Origin of the sequence: Amantichitinum ursilacus (genome assembly GCF_001294205.1) — a bacterium.
Classification (GTDB): Bacteria; Pseudomonadota; Gammaproteobacteria; order Burkholderiales; family Chitinibacteraceae; genus Amantichitinum; species Amantichitinum ursilacus.
The window spans coordinates 1-23,855 of sequence record NZ_LAQT01000037.1 but is presented as its reverse complement, the minus strand read 5'-3'; the positions used below and the strand labels follow the sequence as shown (position 1 = coordinate 23,855).

Here is a 23,855-nt window from a genome sequence, read left to right as displayed (position 1 = left end):
TCGCTATCCCCCGGTTACTTGCGAGCCGCTTTGACTTCCGCCGGCAGCACGAAGTCGCCGGTGTGATTGCCAAAGCTGTTGCGTTCATAAGTGATGACCGAAGCCACCTCGACATCCGACAAGCCGGCCCACGACGGCATCGCGTTTTTGCCGGTCAGCACGATATGGATGTGGCCTTCTTTGGGGCCGGTGGCAATTTTGCTGCCCGCCAGCGCCGGGAACGGCCCGCCGCCCTTGCCATCCACTTTGTGGCAAGCCGCGCAGTTGCTTTCAAACACTTGCTTGCCGCGCGCCAGCAGTTCGTCTTTGGTCCATTTCTTGTTGGGGTCGTCCTGCGCGGCTTTGGCCTTGGCTTGCTGCGCGGTCACCCAGGTTTTGAAATCGGCATCGCTGACCACCTTGACCACAATCGGCATATAGCCGTGGTCGCGCCCGCACAATTCGGTGCACTGGCCGCGATAGGTGCCGATGTGTTCGGCGGTAAACCAGGTATCGCGGATAAACCCGGGAATGGCATCTTGTTTGACGCCCAGCGCTGGCACATACCAGCTGTGGATGACGTCATTGGCGGTGGTCAGTATCCGCACGCGCTTGCCCACGGGCACCACCAGCGGTTCGTCCACTTCCAGCAAATACAACGGGCTTTTGGGCGGCGCGCCGTCCTTGTAGTTTTCGATCTGCGCGCGCGGGGTGGCCAGCCGGCTTTTGTAGCCAAAGCCGTAATCCATATAGTCGTAGCCCCACAGCCATTGGTAGCCGGTGGCCTTGATGGTGATGTCGGCGTTGGTGGTGTTCTTTTGCGCCAGCACCAGTCGGGCGGCGGGAAACGCCATCACCGCCAGGATCAGCGCCGGGATGATGGTCCAGGCCACTTCGACGGCGGTGTTTTCATGAAAATGCCGCGCCTGATGCCCCACGCTGCGGCGATGTTTGAAGATGGAATAGAACATCAGGCCAAACACCACCACAAACACCACCACGATGATCAGCATGATCCACGTGTGCAGGTCGTTGATATGGCTGGCGATAGGCGATTGCGGGGTCTGGAACGTGTACGGGCTTTCAGCAAGGGCAAACGACGGCGTACAGGCCGCCGCCATGGCGCAAAGTCGCCTGAGCTGCATCAGAAACCTCCAGTGGCTGTTTATACCCGGCCTGCTGGTCTGTGCCGCTCATACCGTTAGCGCGCACACGCGATGCTGTCTGTTGTTTAAACACAGGCAGGTTGCGTGATCGTGACTGCGCTAGCGGGTAGGTCTCCAGATTCAGCTTATCGGTACCGGCTTTTTATGTAGTGCCGGCTATACGGGCTACTCAATTTCTAGCAAACGCTGACGTAATTGCAAGCAACTGTTGCAGTTGTGAGAACACATGCACCGTTTTGCTGCACCGCTCATCTGATGCGTGTTTCGTTTTTGGGCGCGGCGGATAAACCTTAAGTCAGCCACTGCAAGTGGTACCCGCATTTAAGGAGATAAATCATGGACTTGCACATGCACGGTCTCGATGATCACTTCACTTTGCCTCAAACCGACAAGGTAAGCGCATCCCGGCCGCTCGAATGGCTAAAACTAGGCTGGCAAGACTTCCGCCAGCATCCGCTACCCAGTCTGGGCTATGGGCTTTTGATTGCCATTGCGGGCTGGCTTGTGTTGGCGGTGGCTTCCAACTACACGTATCTGACCTCCACCAGCATCACCGGCTTTATGTTGCTGGCCCCGTTGGGCGCGGCCGGTATCTATGAATTGACCAGCGAACGCCAGGAAGGTCGGCCCACTTCATTTGCCCAATCGTTGCACGATCTGCTGAAAAACCTGGGCCAGATTGCGTTTATGGGCGTGGTGCTGGGGTCGGTGGCCATCGGCTGGGAACGCGTATCGTGCATTCTGTTTGCACTGTTTTATGGCGGCGAAGCGGTCAACCTGCATTTCTTCTGGACGGCCTTGCTGGGCGAATACTGGATGTTTACCGCAGCGTGGATCTTTGGCGGCTTTGTGCTGGCCTGTCTGACTTTTGCGCTGACGGCGGTGTCGATTCCGATGCTGGCTGATCGCGAAGTGGATGTGGTGACCGCGATGATGACCAGCCTGCGCGTGGTGATGGAAAACCTGCCAGCCATGATCGTGTGGGCGGCCATCATTGTGGCGCTAACCGCAATCGGCTTTGCCACCGGCTTGCTGGGGCTGATTGTGCTGTTCCCGCTGCTGGGCCACGCCACGTGGATTGCATATAAAGAACTGGTGCACTAGAACGATATGCATGCAAAGCGCGGGTAATGCGCGCCATGGCTGAACCGGTGCCCGATCCATAGGGTGGGTCATGACCCACCCCTCAAAGCCATAGGCAAAAAACGCCAGATGCGAACTTCTTGCTGGCTCTGGATGGTGGGTGATGACTCAACCGATGGCAACGGGACAGCAACTTGCACCGCATCTCAAGAAAGGTCAGGCATAGCGCCTGGCCTTTTTTGTTGCCGATGTAGTCGTGCGCGTTACGCGTACTTGCTTTTGCAACCATTGCGCTTGATCAAACCTGGCCGGACAAAAAAACATGCTCTGGCACGGCACGTGCTTTAATCACGCCGTCATGTTTCCGCCCAGGAATACGGGTTTTCCCCGATAACGCTGGCTGGAACCTGCACCAAGAATTGCGCCCAGACGTTCCCACAAGGAACAGTTGATCGCTATTTACAGATAAACAGACATGGAGTGAACAGGGATGAAGAGCAAGGCAGGTTTGGCGCTGGCACTGGCGCTGGCTTTCTCCGCAGGCGGCGCAATGGCCGCAGGCAAAACGCTGATCTTCTGCTCCGAAGCCAGTCCGTCCGGCTTTGACGCAGCCCGTTTCGTCACCGGCACCGACTTTGATGCCTCGGCCGAAACCATCTACAACCGCCTGGTTGAATTCGCTCCTGGTTCCACGCAAATCCGCGCTGGCCTGGCCGAAAAATGGGATGTCAGCAGCGATGGCCTGACCTATACCTTTACGCTGCGCAAAGGCGTCAAGTTCCACACCACGCCGTACTTCAAGCCCAGCCGTGACTTCAATGCCGATGACGTCGTGTTTACGTTCTCGCGCTTTACCAACAAAGACCTGCCGTTTAACAAAGCCACCAACGCCACCTATCCGTATGCGTCGGATATGGGCCTGGATACCAACATCACCAAAATCGAGAAGGTGGATGCCTACACCGTCAAGATGACGTTGAAATCGGTGGATGCGGCCTTCCTGCAAAACCTGGCGATGTCGTTCTCGTCGGTGGTGTCGGCGGAATACGCAGACCAACTGCTGAAAGCCAACAAGGCCGACCAGATCAATACGCAACCGATCGGCACCGGCCCGTTTGTGTTTAACGCGTATCAGAAAGACAGCGTAATCCGCTACAGCGCCAATCCGGATTACTGGCGTAAAGGCGAAGTGAAGATCGACAAGCTGATTTTTGCGATCACCACCGACCCGTCGGTGCGTTATCAGAAACTGCAAAAGGGCGAGTGCCAGATCATGGCGCAACCGCGCCCGGCCGATCTGAAAGCCATGGCCGCCAACCCGGCGCTGAAGGTACCGAGCCAGGCCGGCTTTAACGAGGGTTATATCTCGTACAACGTGACGCACAAGCCGCTGGACAAGGTGGAAGTGCGCCAGGCGCTCGATCTGGCCGTCAACAAAAAAGCCATTATCGATGCCGTGTACCAGGGCGCTGGCCAGCTGGCCACCAACCCGATGCCGCCCACCCAGTGGTCGTATAACAAGTCGCTGAAGACCAACAGCTACGACGTCGCCAAAGCCAAGGCCATGCTGGCCAAGGCCGGTTTGCCCAATGGCTTTGAAATTACGCTGTGGGCCATGCCGGTTTCGCGCCCCTACAACCCCAACGCCAAGCTGATGGCCGAGATGATCCAGAACGACTGGAGCAAGATCGGCGTGAAAGCCAAAATCGTCACCTTTGAATGGGGCGAGTACATCAAGCGTGCACGCGCTGGCGAAGACGACGCGATGCTGATTGGCTGGACCGGCGACAACGGTGATCCGGATAACTGGCTGGGCGCGCTGCTGAGCTGCGCCGCCGTGGAAGGCAACAACTACGCCAAGTGGTGCGACAAGGGCTTTGACGATCTGATCGTGAAAGCACGCACGCTGACCAGCCAGGCCGATCGCACCAAGCTGTACGAGCAAGCGCAAACCATCTTCGCGCAGCAACTGCCGTTTAGCCCGGTGGCGCATTCCACGGTTTACCAGCCGATGCGCAAAGAAGTGGATGGCTTCAAGATCAGCCCGTTTGGTCTGAACTCGTTCTACGGCGTGAGCCTGAAGTAAGCGGTCTGTAGCAGTACATCAAGCCGGCCGGGTACGCGTTGCCTGGCCGGCTTTGTCTATGTGGGCGGCGCTGCTTTTGCCGCTTGCAGTTCGACCTGGCGCGCTGTTGCCGCCAATTTGTTGTTTGTTATTCCGGAGCCCATCCGTCTCATGATCCGCTTTCTATTACGACGCATCGGCGTGGTCATCCCTACCTTTTTGGGGATTACGCTGCTGTCGTTCTCACTGATCCATATGATCCCGGGCGACCCCATTCTTGTAATGATGGGCGAGCGCCACATCGACCCTGAGTTCTACAAGCTGGCGATGCACAACCTGGGTCTGGATCAGCCGCTGTATCTGCAGTACTGGCATTACCTGGTGAACGCGCTGCACGGCAATCTGGGCCTGTCGGTGCGCTCGCAAGTGCCGGTGATGCAAGAGTTTCTGGCCTTATTCCCCGCCACCGTCGAGCTGTCTTTCTGTGCCATGTTGTTTGCGGTGCCCGTCGGCCTGGCCGCCGGCATGATTGCCGCCATGCGCCGCGGCAAAGTGGCCGACCACGGCGTAATGGGCATTGCGCTGACTGGTTATTCGATGCCGATTTTCTGGTGGGGCCTGATGCTGATCATGCTGTTTTCGGTCAAGCTGGGCTGGACGCCGGTTTCGGGCCGCATCGATCTGCTGTACGACATCCAGCCCGTCACCGGCCTGCTGTTGGTGGATAGCCTGCTGGCGCATGACATGGATGCGTTCAAATCGGTGGTGATGCATCTGATATTGCCGTCGATTGTGCTGGGCACCATTCCGATGGCGGTGATCGCGCGCATGACGCGCTCGGCCATGCTGGAAGTGTTGCGCGAAGACTATATCCGTACTGCGCGCGCCAAAGGTTTGTCGATGGCGCGCATCGTGCTGATCCACGCACTGCGCAATGCGCTGATGCCGGTGGTGACGGTGATTGGCCTGCAAGTGGGCACGCTGCTGGCGGGCGCAGTGCTGACCGAAAGCATCTTCTCGTGGCCGGGTGTGGGCTCATGGCTGATCAACGCCATTGGCGCGCGTGATTACCCCGTCGTGCAGGGCGGCATACTGTTGATTGCCACGCTGATCATTCTTGTAAACCTGCTGGTCGACATCCTTTATGGGGTGATCAATCCGCGCATCCGCCACGCGAGGTAAGCATGGCCGAAATCATTAAAACCGTGGCGACTGACCTCGGACACCCCACGCCGCTGCGCGAATTCTGGTCCGCATACAGCGCCAACAAAGGCGCGCTGATTGCGCTGGTTTATCTGGTATTGCTGGCCGCCGCCGCAATCCTGGCGCCATGGATTGCGCCGCATTCGTCCAGCGAACAATTCCGCGACTTCATGCTGACGCCGCCGTCCTGGCTGGCCGATGGCCACGCGCGCTTTGTGCTGGGCACCGATGAACTGGGCCGCGATATCCTGTCGCGCTTGATGAATGGCGCGCGACTGTCGCTCACCATCGGCCTGATCTCGGTGATCGTGTCGCTGATTCCCGGCATTGTGCTGGGCTTGCTGGCCGCGTTTTATCCGGGCTGGCTGGGCACCACCATCATGCGTTTGATGGACATCATGCTGGCGCTGCCATCGTTGCTGCTGGCAATTGCGATTGTGGCCGTGCTGGGCCCCGGTTTGCAGAACACCATGCTGGCACTGGCCGTGGTGGGCTTGCCCTCGTACGTGCGGCTGGCGCGCGCAGCGGCAATGACCGAACTGCACAAAGACTATGTGATTGCCGCGCAGCTCTCGGGCGCGGGCAAGTTGCGGCTGATGTTCAACACCGTGCTGCCCAACTGCCTGGCCCCGCTGATCGTGCAAGCCACGCTCGGTTTCTCGTCGGCGATTCTCGATACCGCAGCTTTGGGCTTTCTGGGCTTGGGCGTGCAACCGCCGTTGCCGGAATGGGGCACCATGCTGGCGGCCGCACGTGACTATATCGAGCGCGCCTGGTGGGTGGTGACCATGCCTGGCATCACCATTCTGATTACCGTACTGGCGCTCAACCTGATGGGCGACGGTCTGCGCGATGCGCTCGACCCCAAACTGAAAAGGCTGGCGTAATGGCATTACTCGAAATCAACAAGCTGTCGGTTGAATTCGGCAGCGCCGCACATCCGTTCCGCGCCGTCTCCAATGTCGATTTGTCGGTGGATGCCGGCGATATCGTCGGTGTGGTCGGCGAATCGGGTTCGGGCAAAAGCGTGACCATGCTGGCGCTGATGGGCCTGATCGACGCCCCCGGCCGGGTCACCGCCGATGCGCTCAACTTTGACGGCAAACCGCTGCTGAACATGAAGCCCGCGCAAAAGCGGCAAATCGTCGGGCGCGATATCTCGATGATTTTCCAGGACGCGCTCACCAGCCTTAACCCGGCGTACACCGTGGGTTTCCAGCTGATCGAAACGCTGCGCCAACACACGCCATTGCGTGGCGATGCGCTGAAACAACGCGCGCTGGAACTGCTGGAACTGGTCGAAATCCCCGACGCAAAATCGCGGCTGAATGCCTATCCGCACCAGTTGTCCGGCGGCATGAGCCAGCGCGTGATGATTGCGATTGCCATCGCCTGTAATCCCAAACTGCTGATTGCCGATGAGCCAACCACGGCGCTCGACGTGACCGTGCAGCAGCAGATTATGGAGCTGCTGCTTAATCTGCAGAAAAGCCAGGGCATGGGCCTGATCCTGATCACCCATGATCTGGCCGTGGTGGCCGAAGTGGCCCAGCACGTGGTGGTGATGTACGCGGGCGAAGTGGTGGAAAAGAGCCCGGTGACTGAAATCTTTGATCGCCCGCGCCATCCGTATACCCAGGCCTTGCTGGCCAGCATCCCGGAACACAGCAAAGGCGCCGAGCGCCTGCATACGCTGCCGGGCGTGGTGCCAGGCCAGTACGACCGCCCCAGCGGCTGCCTGCTGTCGCCGCGTTGCCCGTATGTGCAAGACCGCTGCCGCACCGAACATCCCGATCTTTATCCAGCTGGCGCAGCCGTCGCGCGCTGCTTTTATGCGCTGGACGATGCAGGACGCCCTACCCATGTCTGAAACGCTGACTCCCCAATCCCCGGCTGAAACGGTGCGCCCGATCCTGATCGCGCGCGAACTCAGCAAGTATTACGCGGTATCGCGCGGCTTTTTGCGCGGCCATGCCACGGTCAAGGCGCTGAACAATGTGAGTTTTGAGCTGGCGCCGCAACGCACGCTGGCGGTGGTGGGCGAATCGGGCTGTGGCAAATCCACGCTGGCGCGCCAACTGACCATGGTGGAAACGCCCAGCGGCGGCTCACTCAATATCGATGGCACCGAAGTCGCCACGGCCAATGCGTCTGAACGCAAAAAGCTGCGGCCGAAAGTACAGATGGTGTTCCAGAACCCGTACGCCTCGCTTAATCCACGCAAAAAGGTGGGCACCCAGCTGGAAGAACCGCTGCTGCTCAATACCGACCTGACCGCGCAACAGCGCGAACAACGCGTGCGCGAGATGATGACCCGCGTCGGTTTGCGGCCCGAGCACTACCACCGCTATCCGCATATGTTCTCCGGCGGGCAGCGCCAGCGCATCGCCGTGGCGCGCGCGATGATGCTGAACCCGGAAGTGCTGGTGGCCGATGAGCCAACGTCCGCGCTGGATGTCTCAATCCAGGCGCAGATCCTTAACCTGTTTATGGATTTGCAGCAGGAATTTGGCACAGCGTATGTGTTTATCAGCCACAACTTGTCGGTGGTCGAACACGTGGCCGACGATGTGATGGTGATGTATTTCGGTTCCGCCGTTGAATACGGCACGCGCCAGGCCATCTTTGAGCAGCCACTGCATCCGTACACGCGCGCACTGATGCAGGCCACGCCGGCCATCCGCGCCGAAAACCGCAAAACGCGTAACCGTCTGCAAGGCGAACTGCCCTCGCCGATCAACCCACCCAGCGGCTGCACGTTTCATACGCGCTGCCCGTACGCCAATGACCATTGCAGGGCAGTGGTGCCCGAACTACGCCCGATTGCGGGGCGTCTGGTGAGCTGCCATCGCGTGGAAGAGATTCTGTCTGGCTCCATCACCGCCACCAACGTGCCCAAAAACTGAGCACACTTGAAAAGAAATGCACGAAAGGCTTGCCAAGGGGAAATATCTCTGACATACTCGCCTTTCTCTGTCGCGGGATGGAGCAGTTGGCAGCTCGTCGGGCTCATAACCCGAAGGTCACAGGTTCGAGTCCTGTTCCCGCAACCAATACCAGACAAAAAGCCCAGCTCATTGAGTTGGGCTTTTTGTTTTGCTGTATGCCATTTGCGGACTGACTTTTTGCTCTGTGTCGAACAAGCAATGTCCGCGATAATCGCGGCTAATTTAATTGCATGGGGAAGGCGAAATGGCTTTCGCATTGCGCCGCACATCCAGAATCGTTGTGATCACCGCCATCGTGCTGCAAAGCCTGTTGTACTGGGTGGCCGCTGCGCCGCTGCATGCCCCCAGCGGCGAACCTGTCCGCGCTTGCGGCCTGGGTGCGCTGGGCGCCTTCATGCTCAGTGCGCTGATCTGCATCATTGGCTCCCTCACCGCACTCATGCTTAACGGCTGGAGCCTGCGCCGCGAGCCCAAGCCGCGCGCACGCTGGCGGCGCGTTGAACTGGTGGCGATGGCCGCGCCGCTGATAGCCTTCGGGCTGGCGATGTTGCTGCAAGCCTCGTTCAGCCAGTAACGCCTGCCGCAGCCTCCCCGCCCCAACGCCACGTCATCCATACTGATCCTGCAACCGTTCTTAACGGTGCCCGCATTGTTAATGCATAAGGATGCACGATGACCTGGTCCGCCCGGCAATACAGCGCCTTTGAAGCAGAACGTACCCGCCCCGTGCGCGATCTGGTGGCGGCCATCCCGCAGATCGAAGTGAACCGCGCGGTCGATCTGGGTTGCGGCCCGGCCAATTCCACCGAGGTTTTGGCCGATCGCTTTCCCGCCGCGCAAATCCTCGGCATTGATAGCTCGGACGATATGTTGCTCGCCGCGCGCCAGCGCCTGCCCCACGCGCAATTTGCACTGGCCGATATCGCCGACTGGCGCGCCCCCGAGCCGGTGGATGTCATCCTCGCCAACGCCTCGCTGCAATGGCTGCCCGACCATGCCACGCTCTATCCACGGTTGCTGCAGCAGCTCCAGCCCGGCGGCGTGCTGGCCATCCAGACCCCCGACAATCTTGATGAGCCCGCGCACGTTTTAATGCGCGAAGTGGCCGCCGCGGGCCCATGGGCTGATCGCATTGCCGACGTACAACAGCGTCCGCGCCACGACGCACGCTTTTATCACGCGCTATTGCGCCCGTCTTGCCGCAACGTCGAAATCTGGCGCACCACCTATTACCACGTCTTGCCGGGCGGCCCCGCTGCGATTGTCGACTGGTTTAAAAGCACCGGCTTGCGCCCGTTTCTGGCGCCGTTAACGCCGGACGAGCAATCGGTTTACCTGGCGCGCTATCTGGCGGCCATCGCCCAAGCGTATCCTGCCTTGGCCGATGGCAGCGTCCTGCTGCCGTTTCCGCGCCTGTTTATCGTGGCGCAACGTATTTAACCTTTGAGTACCCATGGCCAGACTGCATCATTATTTTCATGCGCGACCGCGTTTGCTGGTGGCGGTGGCGGCGGGTGTGATCACCTATGCGCTGCTTGATTTCGCAATCAATCAGGACACGCTCACCAGCGTGCTATGCGGCTGGAATGTCACCAGTTGGCTGTATCTGGCCGTGCAGTGGTTTCATATGCTGCAAGCCGACCCCGAGCGCATCCGTCGCGTGGCCAAACTACAGGATGAAAGCGCCGCCACCGTGCTGACCATCCTGAGCCTGGGCTCGGCCGCCAGCCTGATCGCCATAATGCTCGAACTCTCTGGTGTGAAAGATTTAACCGGCATGGCGCGCGTGCTGCATCTGGCGCTCACGGGCGCTACGCTGGCGGGATCATGGCTGCTGATCGCCACGTCGTTTACCAATCACTATGCGCATATGTATTACGGCGGCGACGGCGAAGCGCCACAGCGTCATCTGGTGTTTCCTGACAAGATCGCCGAGCCCAAGTATTGGGATTTTCTGTATTTTGCGATCACGATTTCGGTGGCCTCGCAAACGGCGGATATCGCCATCAGCAGCACGCGCTTACGCCGCGTGGTGATCGCGCATGAGATTCTGGCGTTTCTGTTCAACCTCAGCATTCTGGGTTTATCGATCAACGTCGGGGCCAGCTTGCTGTCGTAACCCAAACCTGGACGCACGCATAAAAAAAGCCACCCTTGCCGGTGGCTTTCTTTGATCGTTGCGCTCTTGCGCGCCTCACGCTCCGCCAGCGGGGGCCTCCGACGGCGTTTTGCTACGCGAAGCCTTGGCGGGCGTAGCCACTTTGACTGGCGCAGCGGGCGCGCTCACCGGTTCCGCGCTGGCGGTCACTGCGTTCAGTTTCGAATCGGGCAGCCCCGCCTGGCCCAGGCCGATGCGTTGCGCTTCGTTGGCGGCATACACCACCTGATCATCCACCGCATACAACCAGCATTTGCTGTGCGACACGGCCTCGCAATTATCCAGCGCCGTCTTCATCGCCTTGGCGCCGTAGCCAATACCAAACCCGGTCTTGCCATTCACGGCGAAAGCGCGCGGAGGCAGCCGTTCCAGCCAGGTTTGATATTCGCCGATGTCTTCCAGCGCCAGCGGCGGCGCGGCAATGTCTTCCACGGTGGCGAAATGGCTAGCGGCCGGCACGGCCCATTTGTGCAGACTGCCCTGCACCCAGAACCCGTTGGTGGGCGCGGTGGCGGCAGGCGTGTTGGACATCAGACTGGCAGGAGCCGGGTCAGCCGCAAAGGCGCTGCCCAGCACGCCACAGAACAGCAGGGCGATGCAGGTTTTCAAGATAAGCCTCGTCGTTTTCTGGTCGTTATCGATCGGGGTAATGGCAGGTGGCCACCCGCAGCGCGAGCGACCGATGCGGCCAGAGTGGCGATGCCACCGTCCAGCAGCAAGACCCAGCCATCCCCGATAGATGGAACCACTTAACGACGTGGCGCAAAGCCTTGTGCGGCGCGGGTTGCAGCGTGTTGCGCCGCCCTTGGCACCGCCCGGCCCTGACGGGCGTCAGGCGCTTTCCACAATCGAAATCGAAAACCCGTCCCACCCCTTGCTGCCCACGGTCTGGATGGCGGTGCTGGTGAGGTTGGGCGCGGCCAGTTGCTGCAGAAAGGTGCGCATGCCCGCTACGCCGGGGTCGGCGTTGCTGGCGTCGAGCACGCGACCCTGGCGCACCACGTTGTCGCCAATGATGACCGTGCCCACGCGCGCCAGCTGCTGCGACAACGCTAGATAGGCCGGATTGTCATCCTTGTTGGCATCGATAAAGATCAGATCAAACGGCGCAGTCTGGTCTTTGATCAGTTGGGCTAGCGTTTGCGTGGCCGGGCCTTCCAGCACCGTGGCGCGGTCGGCCACGCCCGCGGCGGCCAGATGTTGTCGCGCCAGCTTGGCGTAGTCGGGATTCAGTTCCAGCGACACCAGTTGCCCATCGGCGGGCAAAGCACGCGCCAGCCAGATGGTGCTGTAACCGCCCAACGTGCCCACTTCCAGAATCCGCCGCGCACCGCTGATGCGCGCCAGAATGTGCAGCAATTTGCCCTGGTTGGCGGTGACGTTAATGTCGGGCAAGCCAGCGGCATGGCTTTGCGCCAGCACTTGCCTCAGCGCGTCGTCTTCGGGCGCCAGGAGTTGCGAAAACCACTGATCGAGGTGAGTCCATTGCATCTGGTTCATACAGGCTGATCCGGTAGCGGCCGAGAGCGGCCCTGCCAGCATAGACAGCGCCGCGTGTATTGCCGAGGCACAGATCAGCAAATCGGGGATCGCAACAGCATGGCAACGGCCTGAGCGCGCTGTACGGGCGCTTTACCGGTTCAAGCGTCGATATACGACGCTCAAGCGCATCCGTCTCTCGGCGCGGCACAATAAAAAAGGCCTCCCAGTGGGAGGCCCTTTTAACAACCGCGTCAGCGCAAGACTTAGGCCTTGTGATGAACGTGCTTGTGAGCGTGGTGATGATGATGCTTGGCTTGGGCTTTTTGTGCTGCGGAAGCAGCCGATGCCTTGTGATGCTTTTTAGCTTGAGCCTTTTGTGCAGCCGATGCAGCCGAAGCCTTGTGCTTCTTGGCTTGTGCCTTCTGTGCAGCCGATGCAGCCGAAGCCTTGTGCTTCTTGGCTTGAGCCTTTTGGGCAGCCGATGCAGCCGAAGCCTTGTGCTTTTTGGCTTGCGCTTTTTGGGCAGCCGATGCAGCCGAAGCCTTGTGCTTCTTGGCTTGTGCTTTCTGAGCGTCAGACGCAGCGGTGGTGGTCTTGGCAGCGTGGTGCTTCTTCACGTGGTGATGAGCAACCGGGGCGCTGGCAGCGGCAGAAGCGTCGGCAGCAAAAGCCGGTGCTGCGAACAGAACACCGACGGCGGTAGCGATAGCGATCAAAGATTTCATGACAGTGTTCCTCGTAGCGTTGTCAGGTACAGGGCAAGCGGGTGTTGCCGTGAGACGCATACTGTCATGCTGATCACCAGCGCGTTGTGAGCGTGTGTGCGCGCCACGTTACAAGCTGTACACCACACTGATACGTGTCATCCGGATTGAAACACGTGCGTTGCAAAGCGCTTTCCGCCGTTGTCAGCGGGGTGGGGTGGGATGCTCATCGCGTTGCGCCGCCGGCATCGGGTCAGCCGCGGCGAATACATGCGGCCAGTTGCGGCCGTACCAGTTATCCACTTCGATATGGTTCAGCTGCATCATGTGCCGAAAGCCCGGCACCCACGCCAGCCAACTGCTGGTCACGGCGGTCAGCAGGCCAAACACCACATACACCGGCGTAATCGCCCAATGCAGCAAGGCCACGCCCGCCAGCGCCGGGCCAAGCGTGGACGCCACCTGCGTGATGGCAAAACCGGCGGATGACATGCGCCCTCTAAACGCGGGCGGCCGCGCCAGGGTGCGATGAGTCAGGCCCACCAGCGTGGTCACCGACGAGCCCAGGCCGGTTAAAAAGAACGCCAGCGTCATTACATACGGGTGCGCAGTAAAACCCACCACGGCCAGCGTCAGGCCCATCGACACGCCACCGCCCACGCGAGCATAAAAGCGGCCCACGCGATTAACGATGCGTTGGCTCAGCCCCAACGTGCCCAGCAACATGCCCACCGACACCGCGGCCTCGCAGGTACCCAGCCACACACTGGATAGCCCCAGCGCTTTGACTTTGACCGGCACCAGCATGCTGATCGCCGGATACATGAACAGCCACGATACGGTGTTCACCAGCAGCCAGCCGCGTTCGACCGGCACACGCCAGGCGGGTGCCATGCCGGCCTTCAGTTCGGGCCACCAGCCGTTCCGCACATGGTCGCGCGCGCGTTGCCCGGTGGGGATTTTCAGCGCCAGCAACATCGCCGCCACCAGCAAGGCCGCATGGATCCACAAGGTAGCCGCCGTGCCCCACGCCGCCAGCGTAATCCCGGCCAGCGCCGGGCCCAGTAAACGCCCCGCCGATTCCGCGCCCTTTTGCAGATTAAGCGCCAGCGGCAGATCGGCGGAACTGACCAGCTCGGCCGCGATGCTGCTGGCGGCGGGCATATACAAACAGAAGGCCAGTTCCTGCGACGCCGCCAGCGCCAGCAACCAGCCGCCATGATATTGCGAACGTCCTGCCAGCCACGCCAATGCCGCCGCATGCACCGCGTACCAACCCATCGCGCCACAGATCAGATTGCGTTTGGCAAAGCGGTCCCCCAGCGGCGACAGCAGCGGCATGCCGATTAGCACCACCGCCGCCAGCACCACGCCATAGGTGGCCAGATCGGCCGTGTTGCCCGCGTGGATGATCCACCACGGCAGCGCCAGCTGGCCGATCATCACGGTCAGCTGCGTCAAGCCATCGCAGCTCAACAAATGGCGAAAAGACGGTCCTACCCGCGCAAGCGAGTGGCGTAACGGGTCAAACATCAGAACAACTCCGGGGCGAAGGCGGCGGGCCGCGGGCGGGCGATAAGCCGGGGCGGCGGCATCAAGAAGGGTGCAACAGGCCAACAGGTTATCGCAGCAGCCCAGACGCGCAAACCCGCTGTCGCCGCACGGCCACATCCGCTTGCGTGCGGCAACCTTCATTGGCAAAGCAATTGCGCACAACAATCTGACCAAGCGGTTAGCCGTCGGGTTTTGTCCGATTTGCATGTCAGTGGCTGATGCGCGGTATCCATCCGCCCCACCGGCACAGTTGCCCGATGCTAAACCGGATCATGCACTCCGAAAGGAACGGCTCTGGCTGGTTGCCGTGTTGTGCCCGCACATAAAAAAGGAATACCCCCCATGTTTGCCAACCTGTCCATCGGCCAGAAACTGTATGCAGGCTTTACCGCCGTCATCGTCATCATGGTGCTGGTATTTGCCTCGTCGCTGTACAGCACGCGCGCGGCCAAACAAAGCCAGGAATGGACTGAGCACAGCTATCAGGTGATCGTCGAAAGCGACAAGCTGTATGCCTCGCTGCTTAACATCCAGAGCGGCGTGCGCGGTTATATGTTGTCGGGCAAGGACAATTTTCTGCAGCCCGCGCTGGAGGGCCGCAAGACCTTTGCCGCGTCGCTGGCGCGCATCCGCGAACTGACCTCCGACAACGCGCGCCAGCAGCAGCGTCTGCAAACGCTGGAGCAGCAATACCGCACCTACGAAGACCAGGGCGTGGGCCCCAACATCGAAGTGCGCCGTGGCGTTATCGCCGGCACCAAAACCATGAACGACGTGGTTGATCGCGTCGCCAATGGCAATGCGTTTCAGCTGATGGCCGATATCCGCAAAACGCTTGATGAAATCGCCAAGGACGAAGCCGATTTGCTGGTGGCGCGCCAGGCCGATTCCGAACGCACCAATCGCTGGGCCGTCATCAATCTGGTGGGCGGCGGCATGGTGGCCGTGGTCTTGGGCCTCGGCATTGCCACATGGCTGGGGCGGCATATTTCCACGCGGCTGGCGCGTGCGGTGCGCGTGGCGCAGGCCACGGCGGCAGGTGACTTTACCAACCGCATCAGCGCCGACGGCAACGACGAAATCGGCAAGTTGCTGGGCGCGCTGGCCACCATGCAACACACGCTGGGCGATATGTTGCAGGCGGTTAAACAAGCGTCGGGCGATCTACGCGTCAGCGCCGACAAGATCGGCACGATTTCGGAAGGCGTGGAGACCAGCGTGCAGCAACAAGGCGCGTCGGCATCTTCGATGGCGGCGGCGGTGGAACAACTGACGGTCAGCATCAACCACGTGGCGGTCAGCGCACGCGAGGCGCTGGACGTGTCGCAAGAGGCGGGCCGCGTGTCGCAAGAATCGGCGGGCATCATCGAGCGCACCGTCAGCGGCGTCACCGCGATGGCGGTCAATTCGCGCACCGTGGCGCACAGCGTGGAACAACTGGGCCACGAAGCGGGCCGCATCTCGGGCATCGTCGCCACCATCCGCGAGATTGCCGATCAGACCAATCTGTTGGCGCTCAACGCCGCCATTGAATCCGCCCGCGCGGGCGAGCAAGGCCGCGGCTTTGCTGTGGTGGCCGATGAGGTGCGCAAACTGGCCGAACGCACCGCCGCCGCCACCAATGAAATCCGCGAGATGACCCAGCGCATCGAAGCCGGCACGCGCGAGGCGGTAGGCCATATGGCCGACGAGGTGCGCGAGATCGAACAAAGCGCCGCCATCGCCACCGAGGCCGGCACCGCCATCCAGCGCATCCGCAGCGAATCGGAACGCATGATCAGCGTTATCCAGGATATTTCGGCCTCGCTGACCGAACAATCGACCGTGGCCACCGATGTGGCGCGCAGCGTGGAGCGCATCGCCAATATGTCGGAAGAAAACGGCCGTGGTGCGGTGGAGGCCAACAAAGCCGTGGGCGATTTGCGCCAACTGGCGCGCGGGCTGGATGGGCAACTGACGCACTTCCGCCTGTAAGCGACGGCCTGGCGCACCGCGTTGTCTGGCACAACCCCGGCCATCCGCCACGCCGCAACGGGAAACCTGCCTACAGCCAGTGTCGCGGCTGGCTTGCAGCGGGTGTGACGCCGCTCACCGATACTGGCAGCGTACCCCCAGCCAGACGAGCGCCATCATGAGCACCCGAGTCACCTTTCGCTTTCTCGGCGCGGTAATCAAACGCGTCATTTCCGGCGTCAGCAATGACGAGCTAACCACCCGCGCCGCCGCGCTGGCGTATTACTCCGCCTTGTCGTTTGCGCCGCTGCTGGTGCTGATGATCTGGATTTGCGCGTCGCTGAATCTCAATTATCAAAGCGATCTGGTGGCCGGCCTGAATGATCTGCTGGGCCCCAAGGCGTCCGATGCGGTCAAAGCCGTGATCGACAATGCGCAAAAAGCGCCTGGCTTTGGCAACATCGCCGGCATCGTCAGTATCGTGATCACGCTGGTGTCCGCCTCCGGGGTGTTTACCGAATTGCAGACGTCCATCAACCGCATCTGGGGCCTGCAGCCCAAGCCCAATGGCGCGGTGATGACGTGGCTGCGCTCGCGCCTGCATGCGTTTGGCTTGCTGCTGTCGCTGGCGTTTTTGCTGATCGTGTCGTTTACCGCCAGCGCGGCCATCGCCATCCTGGTACCGCACGAACCGGTGGTGTGGCACACGCTGGAAGCGGTGATTTCGCTGGTGGTGTTTACCGCCGTCTTCGCCACCATTTTCAAAGTCTTGCCTGACGCCATCATCACGTGGCACGACACGCTGGCCGGCGCGTTGCTGACCTCGGTGCTGTTTACGTTGGGCAAGATGGCCATTGGCATGTACCTGGACCATAGCTCGGTGGGCAACGCCTACGGCGCGGCCGGTAGTCTGATGGTGCTGCTGGTGTGGGTGTATTACGCCGGGCTGATCCTGCTGCTGGGCGCCGAGCTGACCTTCGCCGTCGCCACCGTGCGCGGCGAATCAATCAAGCCCAGCCCCCACGCCGAACTGGTCCGCCCGCTGAACGAACCCGCCGGCCACCATTCTTGAGATCGCATAGGGTGGGTCGAGACCCACCCTTCAAAGGCATACCCACCAACAGCGATCCTGGCATGCCACTTGGAGTAGTGGGTCTAGCCTTCAAAGCCATGTCCACGAGCATCGATCTGGGCATGCCACTTTGAATGGTGGGTCTCGACCCACCCTATGCCTTATGCGGCGAGTGGTTCTTGCTGTTGTCGCCGCATGGCCTGGCCGTTGGCGTCGAACAGATGCATCGCGGTGGCGGGCAGTGAGAACTGCACGCGCTCGCCCAGCTTCAGCGCATCCAGTTGCGTCTTGGCAATCAGCGGCTGCGGCGATAGCGCGGTGTCCAGATGCACATAAGCGTGCTCGCCCAGATGCTCCATGTGCGCCACCGTGCCCGTCAGCCCCGCCTTGCCCACCAGCACGTGTTCGGGCCGGATGCCCAACGTAGCCTTGGCCCCCACCTGCAAGCCCTGCCCCTCCACCGCCGCTGCCAGCGTCTGCCCCGCCACATTTACCGTCACGTCGTGCGCCGTCACTTCGCTGATCGCGCCCTCGATAAAATTCATCGACGGCGAGCCTATAAACGCCGCCACAAAACGATTGGCCGGATGGTGGTACAGCTCCAGCGGATGCCCTACCTGCGCCACGCTGGGCAAATCCGGGTTACCCGCCAGCGGCCGCAGCAGCACGATCTTGTCGGCCAGCGTCATCGCTTCCACCTGGTCGTGCGTCACATAAACCATGCTGACGCCATCGAGTGAGCGATGCAGTTTGGCGATCTCCACCCGCGTTTTAACGCGCAAGGCCGCATCCAGATTCGACAGCGGCTCATCAAACAAAAACACCTTGGGCTTGCGCACGATGGCGCGACCGATGGCCACGCGCTGGCGTTGCCCGCCCGACAACGCAATCGGCTTGCGTTGCAGCATGGTCGCCAGGTTAAGCGCCTGCGCCGCCACCTCGATGCGCTGGTCGATCTCGCCTTTGGGCAAATGCAGATGGCGCAAGCCAAACGCCATATTCTCGAACACCGTCATATGCGGATACAGCGCATAACTCTGGAACACCATGGCGATATCGCGTTTGGCCGGTTCCATCTCGTTAACGCGCACGCCATCGATGCGCAGCTCGCCCGACGACGGCGCTTCCAGCCCGGCAATAATGCGCAGCAGCGTGGATTTGCCGCAGCCCGACGGCCCGATAAACACGCAGAATTCGCCGGGCGCGATGGTCAGATTGACGTCCGCGATCACCGTGGTTTCGCCAAAGCGCTTGTTGATGCCGACCAGTTCAACCTGACTCATGCCTCTTCTCCATAACCGTGCAGATGCACATAACCCGCCTGCAACGGCGGCAAGACCAGCTCATAACCGTCCACGCGCGCGGTAAAACCGTGGCCTTCCAGGCTTTGCCGGCCCTCGGCCTTGGGCAAGGCCACACGCGCCACTTGATCGGACAAATTAAACGCGCACAGCAAGGTTTGCTGCGGGCTGCGGCGCAAGAACAAAGCCACTTCGCCTTGCGTGGGCAACAGCGTGATATCGCCAATCTGCAACGACGGATTGGCGTTACGCCATGCGGTAAAGCGGCGGAAATGCGCCAGCACCGATTCGGCATCGGCTTCTTGCTCGCTGACCGCCAGCGCGGCATGGCCTTCACCCACCGGCAGCCACGGCGTGGCGCTGCTGAAGCCGACATCGACGGTGTTGGTCCACGGCATCGGCGTGCGGCAGCCGTCGCGGCCTTTAAATTCGGGCCACATCGCTTTGCCGTACGGGTCCTGGATGTGTTCGAACGGCACATCGGCCTCTTGCAGGCCCAGTTCTTCGCCTTGGTACACGCACACCGCGCCGGGCAGGCTCAGCAACAAGCCGATCAGCAAATGCGCGCGCTGCAATGGCGTGCCGCCAAGGGCTGCCCACCGCGTCACCACACGTTTGAAGTCATGGTTGCTCAGCGACCAGCACACCTGCGACAGCGGCGCATCGCGCAGATATTCCGCGATCACATCGTGTACATGCTGCGCGTTGCAATCGGCCGTCAGCAGCGCAAATACATAGGCCATATGCAGATAATCCTGGCCCTTGGTGTACTGCGCCAAGGTCAGATACTGGTCATCATCACCCAGCTCGCCGATGGTGACCGAGCCCGGATACTGGTCCATCACGCCGCGCAATCGATGCAGAAAATCCAGGTTCTCGGGGCGGCTTTTGTCGTACAGATGGCGTTGGCGCGAATACGGATTATTGCGTTGCACCGACACGGCATAACGGCCCGGCGGCATCGGCGGGTTGTCGCGCAGCTGGTCGTCGTGCGTGTAGAAATTGACGGCATCAAGGCGGAAACCGTCCACGCCGCGATCCAGCCAGAAGCGCGCTACGCGCAGCATTTCGTCCTGCACTTGCGGCTCGCGAAAATTGAGATCGGGCTGGCCCACCAGAAAATTGTGCAGGTAATACTGCTCACGCCGCGTATCCCATTGCCAGGCCGGGCCGCCGAATACCGATAGCCAGTTATTGGGCGGCGTGCCATCGGGTTTGCATTCGGCCCACACATACCAGTTGGCGCGCGCGTTATCGCGGCTGGCGCGGCTTTCGATAAACCATGGGTGGATTTCGCTGGTGTGGCTGAGCACCAGATCGATAATCACCTTCAGGCCCAGTTCATGCGCGCGGGCGGTCAGCGCCTCGAAGTCGGACAGCGTGCCAAACATCGGGTCGACATCGCAGTAATCGGCCACGTCGTAACCAAAATCGAGCATCGGGCTGGTAAAGAATGGTGAAATCCAGATGGCTTGCACGCCCAGGCTGGCCACGTACGGCAGCCGCTGCGTAATGCCAGGCAGATCGCCAATGCCATCGCCGTTGCTGTCTTGATAACTGCGCGGGTAGATCTGATAAATCAACGCGCCTTGCCACCACAATGTCGCCATTTACTGCTCCTGTTGGGTGGGACTCGGCGTCCCCGTCGAGACCCACCATTCAATGCCGCGTGCGTAACTCGGCCAGCAAAAAGCACCGCGGGACGTTTGTCGCATAGGGTGGGTCATGACCCACCAATCAAAGTGGCACGCAAGCATGCAAAAGGCAGCGTATTGATTGATGGCTTTGGGCGGTGGGCCCGGACCCACCATTCAATGCCATATCCCGGTTCGCTTCGGCGTGCTTTTTGATGGCTTTGGGTGGTGGGTCCAGACCCACCCTATGCGCGGGGCGTTAGCCCTTGACCGCGCCAGCGGTCAGCCCGGACACGATGTAGCGTTGGAACGCCAGCACCAGCAAGATCAGCGGCACCGTCACAATCACCGACGCGGCCATCAAGTTGCCCCAAGGCAGCTCAAAGCTGCTGGCGCCCGAGATCAGCGCAATCGCCACCGGCACCGTGCGTTCGTCTGAGGACAAGGTAAACGTCAGCGCAAACAAAAACTCATTCCACGCCGCGATAAACGCCAGCAACGACGTCGCCACCATCGCCGGCCACAGCAGCGGCATAAAGATTTTGAAGATCAGCGTAAACAGCCCCACCCCATCCATCACCGCCGCTTCTTCCAGCTCTTTGGGCAGATCGCGGATAAACGTCACCAGCACCCACACCGTAAACGGCAGCGTAAAAATCAGATCGGACAGCATCAGTGCGCCCAGATGGTCGTACAGGCCCAGAAAGCGGATCAGCTCAAACAACCCGGACAACAACGCCACTTGCGGAAACATCGACACGCTAAGAATGCACAGCATCAGCGTGCCGCGGCCTCTAAAGCTGACCCGCCCCAGCGCATAGGCCGATAGCAAAGACAGCCCCAGCGAAAACGCCACCACCGCCGTCGCCACAATCACCGAATTAAGCAAATTGGCGCCGAACGGCTGCTCTTTGAACACGGCGATGTAGTTATCCAGCGACGGATGCGCTGGCCATAACGAGGTGGTAAACAGCGCCTGGCCTTTCTTTAGCGACGAGCTGATCGCATAAAAAAACGGAAACAGCGCAAAGATCAGCACCGCCACCACCGCTACGTAATAGCCAAACACCGACCATGGATTTTTAGGGATACCGGTATCGTGATCATGCATGTCAGCGGTCCGCATCAAGTCGGGGCCGGGTCAGGCCCATATACAGCGTGGTGCACAGCGCGATGATGAAAAACAACAAGGTCGCCGCCGCCGAGCCATAACCCACCTGCTGGAAATCGATCAGTTGTTCGCGCACGTACACCGACATGCTCTTGGTGACGTGGCTGTTGGAGGTCATCACATAGATCACGTCGAACACCCGCAGCGCATCCAGCGACCGGAAGATCATCGCCACCAGAATGCCCGGCATGATCAAAGGTAGCGTGATGTAGCGGAACACCCGCCAGCGCGGCACGCCATCCACGCGCGCGGCTTCGTAGCAATCGCCGGGCACCATCTGCAGCGCCGCCAATATCAGCAGCGCCATAAACGGCGTGGTTTTCCAGACGTCGACCATGATGATGGTGGGAAAAGCCAGATGCGGATCGGCGGTAAACGCCAGGCCACGATCAACCAGATGCAGCCCCACCAGAATGGCGTTGATGATGCCGAACTGGTCATGCAGCATCCACGACCACATCTTGGCCGACACCACCGTCGGGATCGCCCACGGCACCAGCACCGCCGCGCGCAGCAAGCCTTGCACGCGCGAGGGCGTGTTGAGCAACAGCGCCACGCCCAGCCCGATCAGCGTTTCCAGAAACACCGTGCTAACCGAAAACAGCAGCGTGTTGCCCACCGCATGCCACCATTCGCCATCACGCAGAATGCCGCCTTCGCCAATGTAATTGGCCAGCCCGACAAACTGGCGCGCGCTCAGGTCTTGCAGCTGCGCGTCAGTCAGGCTGAACCAGATCGTGCGCGCCAACGGCCAGCCCGCCGTGGCGGCCAGCACCAGCAGCGTCGGCAACACCAGCCACCAGGCCTGGCGCCGCCGCTGCTTCCCGATCACCGAAACCGGTTCTCTGGCGGTGCTCATCGCTTATTTCCAGGTGCCGGACGGGGCCAGACGCTTCAGCGATTGCTCCAGCTGCTTGTACGCTGCCGCCGCATCGCCATTGCCGCTTAGCACATCGTGCGTGGCGTTCCAGAACTGGTTGCTGACCTGGTTGTACTTGCTGGCCGTCACGGTGGAAGGACGCGGCACCGCGCTGGTAAACGTGGTGTACAAATCGCCCATAAACGGATTGGCTTTCAGCACATCCGGGTCTTTGTACAAAGCCGGCAAGGTCGGGTTATACGCGCCCGAAATCGCCCGCATTTTCTGCACCGGCTGCGAGGTGAGATACATCGCCAGATCGGCCGCCGCCTTGGCGTTTTTGCTGTACTTCGACACGGCTAGCTGCCAGCCGCCTAGCGTGGCCGCATTGCGCCCGTCCGCGCCGCCCTTGGGCAGGGCCATGATGCCGACCTTGCCTTTCACCGGGCTCTCATCCTTCTGCGCCAGCGCCCAGGCATACGGCCAGTTACGCATGAACACCGCATTGCCGGACTGGAATACCCCGCGCGCTTCTTCCTCGCCGTAATTCAACGCGGCTTTGGGCACGATATTGCCCATCCATTTGGCGATGGTATCGATCGCCTTGATCGCGCCCGGATTGTTGATCGACACCTTGCCGTCACGCTCGACGATCGCTCCACCCTTGTAGCTGGTAATCCATTCCAGCGCATCGCAGGTCAGGCCTTCATAGGCGCGGCCCTGGAAGACAAAACCCCACATCTTGTCATTGCCTGCCGCGCGCTCACCGTCCTGCACTTTCTTGGCGTCGGTGGCCAGGTCATCCCACGTTTGCGGCGGCTTCAGGTTGTACTTTTCCAGCAGATCCTTGCGGTAGTACAACAGGCCGGCATCGGTAAACCACGGGATGCCCACCAGCTTTCCGCCCACCGTGTTGTTGGCGATGATGCTGGGGAAGTGATCTTTCTCCACGCCTTTGGAATACGGCTTCAGATCGATCAGATGGCTGGCCAGCAAGCCGCTCCAGACCACATCGATCTGCAGCACATCCACCTTGTCGGAACCGCTGCCCAGAATCTGCTGATACAGCGCCAGGCGTTCATTCGAATCATTGGGCGTGGACACCACCTGCACTTCATTGCCGGTCTTTTTGGCCCATTCATCGGCGGACTGCTTGCACAACTCAAGCTCTTGCCCGGTAGCGCCGCACGCAATGCGGACCAACGCGGCATGAGCGTTCATGCCAGCGAGGCCCAGGGCGAGCGCCAGCAACGTGGTGGTGGTGGATTTGCGCATCTTCACGACTCCTCAATGGGGGAAGGATGTGCGGGTGTGGCCCGCACTGTGAGTCGTATTGGAGGCGTGGAATGTTAATGGCGGATTTCGTGGGGGGATGGGTGTGTTAACAATTGAAACATGGGGTGGGGATGATTGGGGGCGGATGTTTTGGCGCGCTTTGGGGGGATTCCGCTGTGTGGTGTTAAACCTTTAAACGCTTGAGCCTGCGGCGCATGTTTTGAAACCGGGGGGCGCCCCGTTGCGCC

The 23,855-nt window shown here is 60.7% G+C and carries 21 protein-coding genes and 1 tRNA gene; 12 read left to right on the top strand and 10 right to left on the bottom strand.

The window, feature by feature from the left end; translation table 11 throughout:
- Nucleotides 1-14 precede the first annotated feature (14 nt).
- Nucleotides 15-1,124 (bottom strand): cytochrome c oxidase subunit II, encoded by a 1,110-nt coding sequence (coxB, locus tag WG78_RS20245; RefSeq protein ID WP_083459466.1) that lies wholly within the window; start codon nucleotides 1,122-1,124, stop codon nucleotides 15-17.
- A 357-nt stretch (nucleotides 1,125-1,481) separates the two neighbouring features.
- On the opposite strand from coxB, the gene WG78_RS20240 reads away from it, so the two are divergent.
- The 10 genes from WG78_RS20240 (at nucleotide 1,482) to WG78_RS20195 (ending at nucleotide 10,563) form a co-directional block, all read left to right on the top strand.
- Nucleotides 1,482-2,249 (top strand): DUF2189 domain-containing protein, encoded by a 768-nt coding sequence (locus WG78_RS20240; RefSeq protein ID WP_053939661.1) that lies wholly within the window; start codon nucleotides 1,482-1,484, stop codon nucleotides 2,247-2,249.
- 469 nt (nucleotides 2,250-2,718) lie between these two features.
- Nucleotides 2,719-4,314 carry an ABC transporter substrate-binding protein gene (locus WG78_RS20235; protein WP_053939660.1) on the top strand — a complete coding sequence of 532 codons (1,596 nt, stop codon included), beginning with the start codon at nucleotides 2,719-2,721 and terminating at the stop codon, nucleotides 4,312-4,314.
- A gap of 150 nt (nucleotides 4,315-4,464) precedes the next feature.
- Nucleotides 4,465-5,475 (top strand): ABC transporter permease subunit, encoded by a 1,011-nt coding sequence (locus WG78_RS20230; RefSeq protein ID WP_053939791.1) that lies wholly within the window; start codon nucleotides 4,465-4,467, stop codon nucleotides 5,473-5,475.
- Nucleotides 5,476-5,477: 2 nt separating this feature from the next.
- Nucleotides 5,478-6,383 carry an ABC transporter permease subunit gene (locus WG78_RS20225; protein WP_053939659.1) on the top strand — a complete coding sequence of 302 codons (906 nt, stop codon included), beginning with the start codon at nucleotides 5,478-5,480 and terminating at the stop codon, nucleotides 6,381-6,383.
- Nucleotides 6,383-7,366, top strand: coding sequence for an oligopeptide/dipeptide ABC transporter ATP-binding protein (locus WG78_RS20220; protein ID WP_053939658.1), 984 nt, complete (start codon nucleotides 6,383-6,385; stop codon nucleotides 7,364-7,366). The genes WG78_RS20225 and WG78_RS20220 overlap by 1 nt, the downstream gene beginning before the upstream one ends.
- On the top strand, nucleotides 7,359-8,402 hold the full coding sequence (locus WG78_RS20215; RefSeq protein ID WP_053939657.1) for a peptide ABC transporter ATP-binding protein: 1,044 nt from the start codon (nucleotides 7,359-7,361) through the stop codon (nucleotides 8,400-8,402). Before WG78_RS20220 ends, WG78_RS20215 begins: the two co-directional genes overlap by 8 nt.
- Before the next feature lie 71 nt (nucleotides 8,403-8,473).
- Nucleotides 8,474-8,549, top strand: a tRNA-Met gene (locus WG78_RS20210).
- Between the two features lie 139 nt (nucleotides 8,550-8,688).
- A complete protein-coding gene (locus tag WG78_RS20205) occupies nucleotides 8,689-9,018 on the top strand; it encodes a hypothetical protein (protein ID WP_152969327.1) in 330 nt (109 codons plus the stop codon).
- 98 nt (nucleotides 9,019-9,116) lie between these two features.
- Nucleotides 9,117-9,884 (top strand): trans-aconitate 2-methyltransferase, encoded by a 768-nt coding sequence (gene tam, locus WG78_RS20200; RefSeq protein WP_053939655.1) that lies wholly within the window; start codon nucleotides 9,117-9,119, stop codon nucleotides 9,882-9,884.
- Nucleotides 9,885-9,897: 13 nt separating this feature from the next.
- Nucleotides 9,898-10,563, top strand: coding sequence for a DUF1345 domain-containing protein (locus tag WG78_RS20195; RefSeq protein ID WP_053939654.1), 666 nt, complete (start codon nucleotides 9,898-9,900; stop codon nucleotides 10,561-10,563).
- 75 nt (nucleotides 10,564-10,638) lie between these two features.
- Here WG78_RS20195 and WG78_RS20190 read toward each other — a convergent pair whose 3' ends face one another.
- The 4 genes from WG78_RS20190 to WG78_RS20175 form a co-directional block, all read right to left on the bottom strand.
- Entirely contained in the window at nucleotides 10,639-11,211 is a 573-nt protein-coding gene (locus WG78_RS20190) for a hypothetical protein (RefSeq protein WP_053939653.1), read from the bottom strand.
- Between the two features lie 222 nt (nucleotides 11,212-11,433).
- Nucleotides 11,434-12,102, bottom strand: a complete 669-nt coding sequence (locus WG78_RS20185; RefSeq protein ID WP_053939652.1) for an O-methyltransferase — start codon at nucleotides 12,100-12,102, stop codon at nucleotides 11,434-11,436.
- Nucleotides 12,103-12,347: 245 nt separating this feature from the next.
- Nucleotides 12,348-12,809, bottom strand: a complete 462-nt coding sequence (locus WG78_RS20180) for a hypothetical protein (RefSeq protein WP_053939651.1) — start codon at nucleotides 12,807-12,809, stop codon at nucleotides 12,348-12,350.
- 183 nt (nucleotides 12,810-12,992) lie between these two features.
- Entirely contained in the window at nucleotides 12,993-14,321 is a 1,329-nt protein-coding gene (locus tag WG78_RS20175) for an MFS transporter (protein WP_161805170.1), read from the bottom strand.
- Nucleotides 14,322-14,684: 363 nt separating this feature from the next.
- On the opposite strand from WG78_RS20175, the gene WG78_RS20170 reads away from it, so the two are divergent.
- Both WG78_RS20170 and WG78_RS20165 read left to right on the top strand, forming a co-directional pair.
- Nucleotides 14,685-16,316 carry a methyl-accepting chemotaxis protein gene (locus WG78_RS20170; protein ID WP_053939649.1) on the top strand — a complete coding sequence of 544 codons (1,632 nt, stop codon included), beginning with the start codon at nucleotides 14,685-14,687 and terminating at the stop codon, nucleotides 16,314-16,316.
- A gap of 157 nt (nucleotides 16,317-16,473) precedes the next feature.
- A complete protein-coding gene (locus WG78_RS20165) occupies nucleotides 16,474-17,367 on the top strand; it encodes a YihY/virulence factor BrkB family protein (protein WP_053939648.1) in 894 nt (297 codons plus the stop codon).
- 161 nt (nucleotides 17,368-17,528) lie between these two features.
- On the opposite strand, the gene WG78_RS20160 is transcribed toward WG78_RS20165, so the two are convergent.
- The 5 genes from WG78_RS20160 to WG78_RS20140 all read right to left on the bottom strand — a co-directional run bounded on the left by WG78_RS20160 (nucleotide 17,529) and on the right by WG78_RS20140 (nucleotide 23,607).
- Nucleotides 17,529-18,650 carry an ABC transporter ATP-binding protein gene (locus WG78_RS20160; RefSeq protein WP_053939647.1) on the bottom strand — a complete coding sequence of 374 codons (1,122 nt, stop codon included), beginning with the start codon at nucleotides 18,648-18,650 and terminating at the stop codon, nucleotides 17,529-17,531.
- On the bottom strand, nucleotides 18,647-20,278 hold the full coding sequence (locus WG78_RS20155; RefSeq protein ID WP_053939646.1) for an alpha-glucosidase family protein: 1,632 nt from the start codon (nucleotides 20,276-20,278) through the stop codon (nucleotides 18,647-18,649). The genes WG78_RS20160 and WG78_RS20155 overlap by 4 nt, the downstream gene beginning before the upstream one ends.
- 283 nt (nucleotides 20,279-20,561) lie before the next feature.
- The gene (locus WG78_RS20150; protein WP_053939790.1) at nucleotides 20,562-21,413 is read right to left on the bottom strand and encodes a carbohydrate ABC transporter permease; all 852 of its coding nucleotides are present in this window, start codon (nucleotides 21,411-21,413) and stop codon (nucleotides 20,562-20,564) included.
- Nucleotide 21,414: 1 nt separating this feature from the next.
- Nucleotides 21,415-22,332, bottom strand: a complete 918-nt coding sequence (locus WG78_RS20145; RefSeq protein ID WP_053939645.1) for a carbohydrate ABC transporter permease — start codon at nucleotides 22,330-22,332, stop codon at nucleotides 21,415-21,417.
- 3 nt (nucleotides 22,333-22,335) lie between these two features.
- On the bottom strand, nucleotides 22,336-23,607 hold the full coding sequence (locus WG78_RS20140; protein ID WP_053939644.1) for an ABC transporter substrate-binding protein: 1,272 nt from the start codon (nucleotides 23,605-23,607) through the stop codon (nucleotides 22,336-22,338).
- Nucleotides 23,608-23,855 lie beyond the last annotated feature (248 nt).

Excerpts from the sequence above, each read along its gene's own strand:
- WG78_RS20175 (WP_161805170.1), bottom strand. The coding sequence starts at position 14,321 with ATGTTTGACCCGTTACGCCACTCGCTTGCGCGGGTAGGACCGTCTTTT.
- WG78_RS20155 (WP_053939646.1), bottom strand. The coding sequence starts at position 20,278 with ATGGCGACATTGTGGTGGCAAGGCGCGTTGATTTATCAGATCTACCCG.
- WG78_RS20225 (WP_053939659.1), top strand. The coding sequence starts at position 5,478 with ATGGCCGAAATCATTAAAACCGTGGCGACTGACCTCGGACACCCCACG.
- WG78_RS20195 (WP_053939654.1), top strand. The coding sequence starts at position 9,898 with ATGGCCAGACTGCATCATTATTTTCATGCGCGACCGCGTTTGCTGGTG.
- tam (WP_053939655.1), top strand. The coding sequence starts at position 9,117 with ATGACCTGGTCCGCCCGGCAATACAGCGCCTTTGAAGCAGAACGTACC.
- WG78_RS20140 (WP_053939644.1), bottom strand. The coding sequence starts at position 23,607 with ATGCGCAAATCCACCACCACCACGTTGCTGGCGCTCGCCCTGGGCCTC.
- WG78_RS20240 (WP_053939661.1), top strand. The coding sequence starts at position 1,482 with ATGGACTTGCACATGCACGGTCTCGATGATCACTTCACTTTGCCTCAA.
- WG78_RS20185 (WP_053939652.1), bottom strand. The coding sequence starts at position 12,102 with ATGAACCAGATGCAATGGACTCACCTCGATCAGTGGTTTTCGCAACTC.
- WG78_RS20230 (WP_053939791.1), top strand. The coding sequence starts at position 4,465 with ATGATCCGCTTTCTATTACGACGCATCGGCGTGGTCATCCCTACCTTT.
- coxB (WP_083459466.1), bottom strand. The coding sequence starts at position 1,124 with ATGCAGCTCAGGCGACTTTGCGCCATGGCGGCGGCCTGTACGCCGTCG.
- WG78_RS20170 (WP_053939649.1), top strand. The coding sequence starts at position 14,685 with ATGTTTGCCAACCTGTCCATCGGCCAGAAACTGTATGCAGGCTTTACC.
- WG78_RS20160 (WP_053939647.1), bottom strand. The coding sequence starts at position 18,650 with ATGAGTCAGGTTGAACTGGTCGGCATCAACAAGCGCTTTGGCGAAACC.
- WG78_RS20205 (WP_152969327.1), top strand. The coding sequence starts at position 8,689 with ATGGCTTTCGCATTGCGCCGCACATCCAGAATCGTTGTGATCACCGCC.
- WG78_RS20150 (WP_053939790.1), bottom strand. The coding sequence starts at position 21,413 with ATGCATGATCACGATACCGGTATCCCTAAAAATCCATGGTCGGTGTTT.
- WG78_RS20235 (WP_053939660.1), top strand. The coding sequence starts at position 2,719 with ATGAAGAGCAAGGCAGGTTTGGCGCTGGCACTGGCGCTGGCTTTCTCC.
- WG78_RS20215 (WP_053939657.1), top strand. The coding sequence starts at position 7,359 with ATGTCTGAAACGCTGACTCCCCAATCCCCGGCTGAAACGGTGCGCCCG.
- WG78_RS20180 (WP_053939651.1), bottom strand. The coding sequence starts at position 12,809 with ATGAAATCTTTGATCGCTATCGCTACCGCCGTCGGTGTTCTGTTCGCA.
- WG78_RS20165 (WP_053939648.1), top strand. The coding sequence starts at position 16,474 with ATGAGCACCCGAGTCACCTTTCGCTTTCTCGGCGCGGTAATCAAACGC.
- WG78_RS20145 (WP_053939645.1), bottom strand. The coding sequence starts at position 22,332 with ATGAGCACCGCCAGAGAACCGGTTTCGGTGATCGGGAAGCAGCGGCGG.
- WG78_RS20220 (WP_053939658.1), top strand. The coding sequence starts at position 6,383 with ATGGCATTACTCGAAATCAACAAGCTGTCGGTTGAATTCGGCAGCGCC.